9 protein-coding genes are annotated in these 5,901 nt (G+C 65.6%); 3 read left to right on the forward strand and 6 right to left on the reverse strand.

The features are described 5' to 3' along the window. Positions 1 to 118: 118 nt before the first annotated feature. Positions 119 to 493 carry a YbaN family protein gene (locus AC1DOC_RS20360; RefSeq protein ID WP_018906961.1) on the reverse strand — a complete coding sequence of 125 codons (375 nt, stop codon included), beginning with the start codon at positions 491 to 493 and terminating at the stop codon, positions 119 to 121. Positions 494 to 625: 132 nt separating this feature from the next. Here AC1DOC_RS20360 and AC1DOC_RS20365 point away from each other — a divergent pair, with 132 nt between their 5' ends. Then, entirely contained in the window at positions 626 to 976 is a 351-nt protein-coding gene (locus tag AC1DOC_RS20365; RefSeq protein ID WP_018906960.1) for a hypothetical protein, read from the forward strand. Between the two features lie 10 nt (positions 977 to 986). Here the strand turns inward: AC1DOC_RS20365 and AC1DOC_RS20370 are convergent, their stop codons facing one another. The 5 genes from AC1DOC_RS20370 to AC1DOC_RS20390 form a co-directional block, all read right to left on the reverse strand. Beyond that, positions 987 to 1,559: an RNA polymerase sigma factor gene (locus tag AC1DOC_RS20370; protein WP_018906959.1), complete on the reverse strand. Its 573-nt coding sequence runs from the start codon at positions 1,557 to 1,559 to the stop codon at positions 987 to 989. Continuing rightward, on the reverse strand, positions 1,556 to 1,771 hold the full coding sequence (locus AC1DOC_RS20375) for a YgaP family membrane protein (protein WP_018906958.1): 216 nt from the start codon (positions 1,769 to 1,771) through the stop codon (positions 1,556 to 1,558). Before AC1DOC_RS20375 ends, AC1DOC_RS20370 begins: the two co-directional genes overlap by 4 nt. Before the next feature lie 285 nt (positions 1,772 to 2,056). Then, positions 2,057 to 2,440 (reverse strand): hypothetical protein, encoded by a 384-nt coding sequence (locus AC1DOC_RS20380; RefSeq protein ID WP_478084313.1) that lies wholly within the window; start codon positions 2,438 to 2,440, stop codon positions 2,057 to 2,059. Positions 2,441 to 2,537: 97 nt separating this feature from the next. Continuing rightward, a complete protein-coding gene (locus AC1DOC_RS20385; protein ID WP_018906956.1) occupies positions 2,538 to 3,416 on the reverse strand; it encodes a hypothetical protein in 879 nt (292 codons plus the stop codon). Then, positions 3,404 to 4,486, reverse strand: a complete 1,083-nt coding sequence (locus tag AC1DOC_RS20390) for a type IV toxin-antitoxin system AbiEi family antitoxin (protein WP_018906955.1) — start codon at positions 4,484 to 4,486, stop codon at positions 3,404 to 3,406. Before AC1DOC_RS20390 ends, AC1DOC_RS20385 begins: the two co-directional genes overlap by 13 nt. A 243-nt stretch (positions 4,487 to 4,729) precedes the next feature. On the opposite strand from AC1DOC_RS20390, the gene AC1DOC_RS20395 reads away from it, so the two are divergent. Further along, entirely contained in the window at positions 4,730 to 5,104 is a 375-nt protein-coding gene (locus tag AC1DOC_RS20395; RefSeq protein ID WP_018906954.1) for a TonB-dependent receptor domain-containing protein, read from the forward strand. A 74-nt stretch (positions 5,105 to 5,178) separates the two neighbouring features. Continuing rightward, positions 5,179 to 5,901, forward strand: a 723-nt coding sequence (locus AC1DOC_RS20400) for a DEAD/DEAH box helicase (protein ID WP_478130376.1), incomplete at its 3' end; no start/stop codon positions are given.

The following is a 5,901-nucleotide window of genomic DNA, read 5'->3' on the forward strand; positions in this document are numbered from 1 at the left end:
GCGCCAGTTGCGCAGGGGCGCCACGCTCGATCAGGTGGCGCGCTGGCTCGGCGTGGAGCCCGAGGCGATGGGCAAGTACCAGCGCGTGCTCACCGGTCCGGCCGAGATCGTCTGACGATCAGTTTTCGGGCCGGCTCCACAGCCAGATAGCGACCGCTGCCACGAGCACCGGCGCGCCGATCTTCACGGCGATGGGTGCGGCGGCGGCCAGCAGCACGGCGGAGCTCAGCGCCATCATGGCCGTTGCGGTCCATTTCGCGCGGCGCGGCACCGCTCCGCGTTGGCGCCACTGGCGGATGTACCTGCCATAGCGGGGGTGCCCGAGCAGCCAGTCTTCGAGCGCGGGCCAACCGTGGCCGGCAGCCCAGGCGGCCGCGAGCAGGAACGGCACCGTCGGCAGAACGGGAAGAAAGGCGCCGATCAGGCCGAGGACGACGAACACCAGCGCCAGCGCGCGCCAGAGCAGTCTTGCGACGGGGCCGGCCGGCCTCATGAAGAAAGGCACCCTTCGGGGCGATCCGCCGGAAGTTGCGAAAGAGGCATCGGCGCATCCTAAGCCAAGGCTGCTCGAGAGCCGCCGACGGCCATGCGTGATCTGAACCCCGTTCTCCGACAAAATCGGGGCATGAAGGAGATCGACAACCTGTTCGACAAGGAGCCTCGCGCGCTGGAAGATTGGCGCGGCAGCGTGGCAGATGCCATGGCAAGGCGCGACGTGCAGGTCGACCAGGCCATCGACACGCTTCGCCGTGCAGCCGGCGGTGCCGCCGCCAGCGTCGCCGCCTTGATGCACGCCGTGAGCCCGGAGGCTTCGCACCGGCCGGCGAGCCCGGCCGCCGCCAGGACGGAGGACCCCGCCGGATTCACGACTCTTGCCGAGCAGCTGCACGGCATTGCGCTCCAGCTGCGCGAGCTCGAATCTTCGGTGCGCAGCCTGCTGACGCGCACGCGCAAGGACCCGGCGTTGGACGAGTGAAAAAAGAGGGCTACCCGATGTCCGCCCGCGGACCCGGCCCCGATTCGCCATCCCGCTCCCAGTAACCGCCGTTCATCAGGTTCTCGCGCACCATTGCGCGGGCGCGATGCAGCCGGCTCTTCACGGCCTGCACGCTCAGGCCCAGGCTTGCCGCGACTTCGGGGGCGGTCAGTTCCTCCACATCGCGCAGGATCAGCGCGACGCGATAGGCCTCCGGCAGCGCGGCAATCGCTTTCGCAAGGTCGAGGCGCAGGTCCGTGGGAATCGGTGGCGCGGCCAGTTCCTCTGCCAACGGCGCTGGAAGGGGCGCCTTGGCGGCACCGCGCTTGAAGATCCGGTAGCACTCGCGCTCGACGATGCGGAACAGCCAGCTGGCAAAGGCCGCCACGGTGCCGAGCGTGCCGATCTTGCGGTGCAGCTGCCACAGCGCCACCTGCACCGCATCCTCGGCGTCCTCGCTGTTCGAGCAGGTGCGGCGCGCGAATCGCCGGAGGTCGGGTTGGCAGGCGCGCAGCAATTGCGACAGCGCCCGCTCGTCCCCGGCGCAGGCGGCTTCGATCAGCGCGGCGGACGCGCCGATCATCGGGCCGGGTCCGCGGCCTTCCGGCCGAGCATTGCGCAGGCGGGACAGAACCCGACGATGGCCGTGGCCGCGAGCATTCCCGCGGTGCCGAACCCCAGCATGCGAAGCGTCCCGGCGGGCAGGAAGTAGAAAGCGCCGAGGGCGGCGATGACGCCGAGACACAGCCGAACTGCGCGCTCCCATGACGGGAGGTTGCGCTTGAGATGAAACATGGTGCGGGCTCCGGTGATTGTTGACCCTTGCATGGAGGCCACTCCAGGGCCAAAAGGATTCGGCGCCGAAAAGAATTCCGCAGGACTTTTTCTATGGCCCGGCCGTGTCCCCCGCCTGGTCCTTGCCGCCGAGGGCGCCGCGCGTCTCCAGCATGCGCCGCGTCTTCTCCAGTTCGCTCTGCAGCTGCTCGGCGTCCCAGCAGGTGCGTTAGTTCGCGGCCATGATCTTGCCGGAGAACGTAGGCGGACCAGGCAGCGTGAACATCGCGCAAGGTCTTCCAACGGTCACGGTCCGGGAGCGCCGGCAGAATCGGCCCCGGCGAGCGACGGCCCATCAGACGCCAGCGCAGCATGTCCCGGCGGCAGTGCCGGAGATTCGCCAGACGGTGCCTGGCGAATCGGCCAGGTCAGGGAGGACGAGCGCGTCTGGCGCGGGTTGCGCTCGATCAGCTGCTCGCTATAGCCCCGCCCGCTGGCGGCGAGTGCATCGACTTCGGATACCGACGACATCACGGCCAACTTACTAGCCATAGCGAATGTCGGCACGCCTGCCCCAAACCGCGGCAATGTCATGCCTTGGTCCACGTGCATTGCATCTGGGCCGGCCAGGTGCTGATCGATCCGGTACTCGGAAAGAACCTCATCGAGGGCTTCATCGGGCAATTCCACCTCCGCCGCCACGAGCCCGCTCAGAACGAAATGTTGCCAACCTGGTAGCGTCTCGCCCCAGGCAGACAGTGCATCGAAGATGCTGAACGTTGGTGAGTCATGGGGCCGCCTCCCTCAACCCGAGTGCGCGCAGCCAGGCGTCGACCTGACCGAAAGCATCCTGCTGCCACTGCTCCGGACTGCGATCTCCGAGGACATCCGTTTCTTCGACGAAGCGACGTACACATGTCGGCCCAAAGCCGTCGACGGTGTCGAACTTACCCGCAATGAAGCCGTACCCCTCCGCGCCGCTGGCATGACCGAGCAACGGGCGGCACTCCTCGGCGAGCGCCTCTGGGCCTCCCGGGTAGTTGCGGACGCAGTAATAGATGTCGTAGGCGTCCTTCTGTTTGTAGCGTCCTTCGATTGCATGACCCTTCATTGCCAGAAGCGCTGGGATCGAGCAGACGGCGATCTCGACGCGGTTCGTCCCGCCAGCCGGCATCGAACCGGTGATCGCCACCAACTGAGAGAAGTGAAGGGCCAGATCGGCACCGTCCGCTCTTTGCACTGCAAAGTCGCTGATCAGAGGCGGCACGTTCTTGACGATCTCGGCGTTACGGGGCATCAGGAAGTCGACAATGACGTCAATCGGAGTACCGCCGTCCTGGGTAGGAACTTCGCGAACGAGCTGAAAGCGTCGGAGTTCGCGGCGCTGCTCATAGCCGTGGCCCTGTAACGCCTCAATGAGCATGGCATATTCGCCGTCGCCTAGTGCGCCTGCGTCCAGGCCGAGATCCACATCCAGCGTGCCGACGTGCGGCATGTCTTGGTTATCGAGCAGCAACCACGGTACAGCGCCGCCGACGATGGCGAACTTGCCCTTGAAGCTCCCAAGGATCTGACCAATCTCGACAAGCACCGTTTTGACGGCCGCTGTCGTGCGGTCGTCGTAGTCGGCGGCGGACTGTGGCTCGCCCTGCGTCATTTCGGCCATGTCAGCCATTCTTTTCGTAGATGCTCGGCTGCTTCCCGCCCTCGCTCCCCGGCCGCAGCGAGATCGAGGTAAGTCTGGACCGGGCTGGTGCAGATGACGCCAGGTGCTGGCTCCACTGTATCGCGGAAGACACCGAGGTCCTTGAGCACAGTCACAGTCACGTTCTCGCCTTTCGAAGTCGACGACAGCTTCAGGCCCGCGAGCAAATGTTCAAGGCCCGCATCGTCCGCGTAGAAATACTGCATTCCCGTGCGGCCATATGGGGCGAGCCACTGCGCTGCAGAGAAAGACGCCAATATCGCCCGACCGGCTTCGCGATCCGCATGCAAAACCCGCCGCGCAGCCGCCTCCAACGGACCACCGTGCAAGGTCGTGTAGAAGTTCATTCGCGGGCCAGCCGGTGGTTCGTAGGCGTCGCGCCACTCGTCCAAAAGCGCGTCGGGCTCAGACAAGTGCATGCCTTCGTCGGATATTTGCGCCCACTCACGATCGAGCAGGCCGGTGCGCACATTGCTCACATGGCCCAAGCTGACATCGGCGACCTGAGCGAGCTCCGTGACGCGCCACGCTCGGTTGGGATCACGAAGCATTGCGCGCAGCACCTGTGCTGACTTCGGCTTGAACAGCGATTTGAGCTCCCGCCGCTCGGCAACTGGCTTGCTGGCAACTTGGCGCTCGATGAAGATGCCGTCAAAGACTAAGCGGGCATTGCCCTCGAAATCGAGAAACCCGACTTCCTGCTCGCGACAGAGTGCTTGGGCTTCCGGGGTCAGATACGGTGCGATAAAAACCGGCGTGGCGTCTGGTGCCTGATGAGCGATGTAATGGCGCAACTGAAGCAATGCCATTCGAACATGGCGCGGCTGCCCACTCGACTTCACTTCGCAAACCAGGACACGCCGCGCGCCCGACACGTCGATGTGCGCCACAATATCGATCCCGACGTGGGGATCCCGGGTCCCGTGCTCAATGTCCAGCAGTTGGATCGCTGACACCTGTTCGAGCAGCGTTCGGAGGGCGTCCGCAGCTTGGCAAGCTACCTCTTTCATCGATTCGATCGCTTTCAACATTCGCTGAAAGTAGCCTTTTTGGTGAAAATGTCAAGAAATTTCATCGGCAAAGCTAATTTCAGCAAGCGCTGAAACACCCAGGCGTGTCCTCTCAAGCCATCCTTGACTCTCTTTGAATCGCCCCGGATTGTGGGGCTCAAAGCTCTCGGGAGAGGATTGAGCCATGAAGAAGTCGAAGAAGTTCTCACCCGAGGTGCGTGAGCGCGCGGTGACGCTAGTGCAGGAGCACCGTGGGAAAACCCATTGCGATCGGCCGCGATCATCACCAAGGCGACCACGAGTGCGCTGGAAGGCAGGAAGGCGATCGGCGTGCCGGACTGGCAGTTGAACCTGGGCGCGGAATGGGACATGCTGTTCCTTCCGGGCCTGACGCTCACGGGCCGCATGATCCACACGGGCAAGACCGCCGTCGATCCTGCCAACACCCTGCACATCCCCGGCTGGAATCGTTTCAATGCCGGCGCGCGCTATGCGACGCGGCTCGGCGGCAAGCCCGTCACCTTCCGCATGAACGTGGAGAACCTGTTCGACAAGGACTACTGGGGCACGTCGGCCGCGGGCTACCTGTTCGTCGGTTCGCCGCGCACGCTGAGCCTCTCGGCCAGCATCGACTTCTAAGACCCGGCCGACGCGGCGCATGGATGTGCGCCCACAGGGCGGCGTTCGCCCGGCGGGCAGATTGGCGCTCACGCATGCCAGAGCACCATCAGAAGCCACCGCCGAAGAAAGCGCAGACGACGACGCGGGCCGCCGTCCGCAAGCAACGCACCCGCGCCGCCTCTGAAGCACCCGTTGACCGCGTGCTGCACGAGGTGTTCGGCCATCGGCGGCTGCGGCCCGGGCAGCGCCGCGTGATCGATCGCGTGGTCGGCGGCGAATCGACGCTCGCCGTCATGCCCACGGGCGCCGGAAAATCGCTGTGCTACCAGGTGCCCGCGGTGCTCGCGCCGGGGCAGACGGTGGTGGTCTCGCCACTGATCGCGCTCATGAAGGACCAGTGCGAGAAGCTGAACGCGACGGGCGTGAGCGCCGTGCAGCTCAACAGCCAGTGCACCGCACAGGAGATCGACGACGCGCAGGCGGCCGTCGCCGACGGTTCGGCGCGCGTGATCTTCAGCACGCCGGAGCGTCTGGCCGATGCCGATTTCCTCGCGCTGCTCCAGCGGCACCCGACCTCCTTGCTCGTGGTCGACGAGGCGCATTGCATTTCGCAGTGGGGGCACGACTTCCGGCCCGCCTACCTCGAGCTGGGTGCGGCGGTGCGCGCGCTGAACCATCCGGTGGTGCTGGCGCTCACGGCCACGGCGAACGGCGAAGTGGCCGGGGAGATCATGGAGAAGCTCGGCATTCCGCGCGCCGGCCTCGTCGACACCGGCGCGTACCGGCCCAACCTGCACTACGCGGTCGAGCCGGCG

The organism is Variovorax sp. 01T439_2 (genome assembly GCF_056398445.1).

Excerpts from the sequence above, each read along its gene's own strand:
- AC1DOC_RS20375 (WP_018906958.1), bottom strand. The coding sequence starts at position 1,771 with ATGTTTCATCTCAAGCGCAACCTCCCGTCATGGGAGCGCGCAGTTCGG.
- AC1DOC_RS20365 (WP_018906960.1), top strand. The coding sequence starts at position 626 with ATGAAGGAGATCGACAACCTGTTCGACAAGGAGCCTCGCGCGCTGGAA.
- AC1DOC_RS20360 (WP_018906961.1), bottom strand. The coding sequence starts at position 493 with ATGAGGCCGGCCGGCCCCGTCGCAAGACTGCTCTGGCGCGCGCTGGCG.
- AC1DOC_RS20370 (WP_018906959.1), bottom strand. The coding sequence starts at position 1,559 with ATGATCGGCGCGTCCGCCGCGCTGATCGAAGCCGCCTGCGCCGGGGAC.
- AC1DOC_RS20385 (WP_018906956.1), bottom strand. The coding sequence starts at position 3,416 with ATGGCCGAAATGACGCAGGGCGAGCCACAGTCCGCCGCCGACTACGAC.
- AC1DOC_RS20390 (WP_018906955.1), bottom strand. The coding sequence starts at position 4,486 with ATGTTGAAAGCGATCGAATCGATGAAAGAGGTAGCTTGCCAAGCTGCG.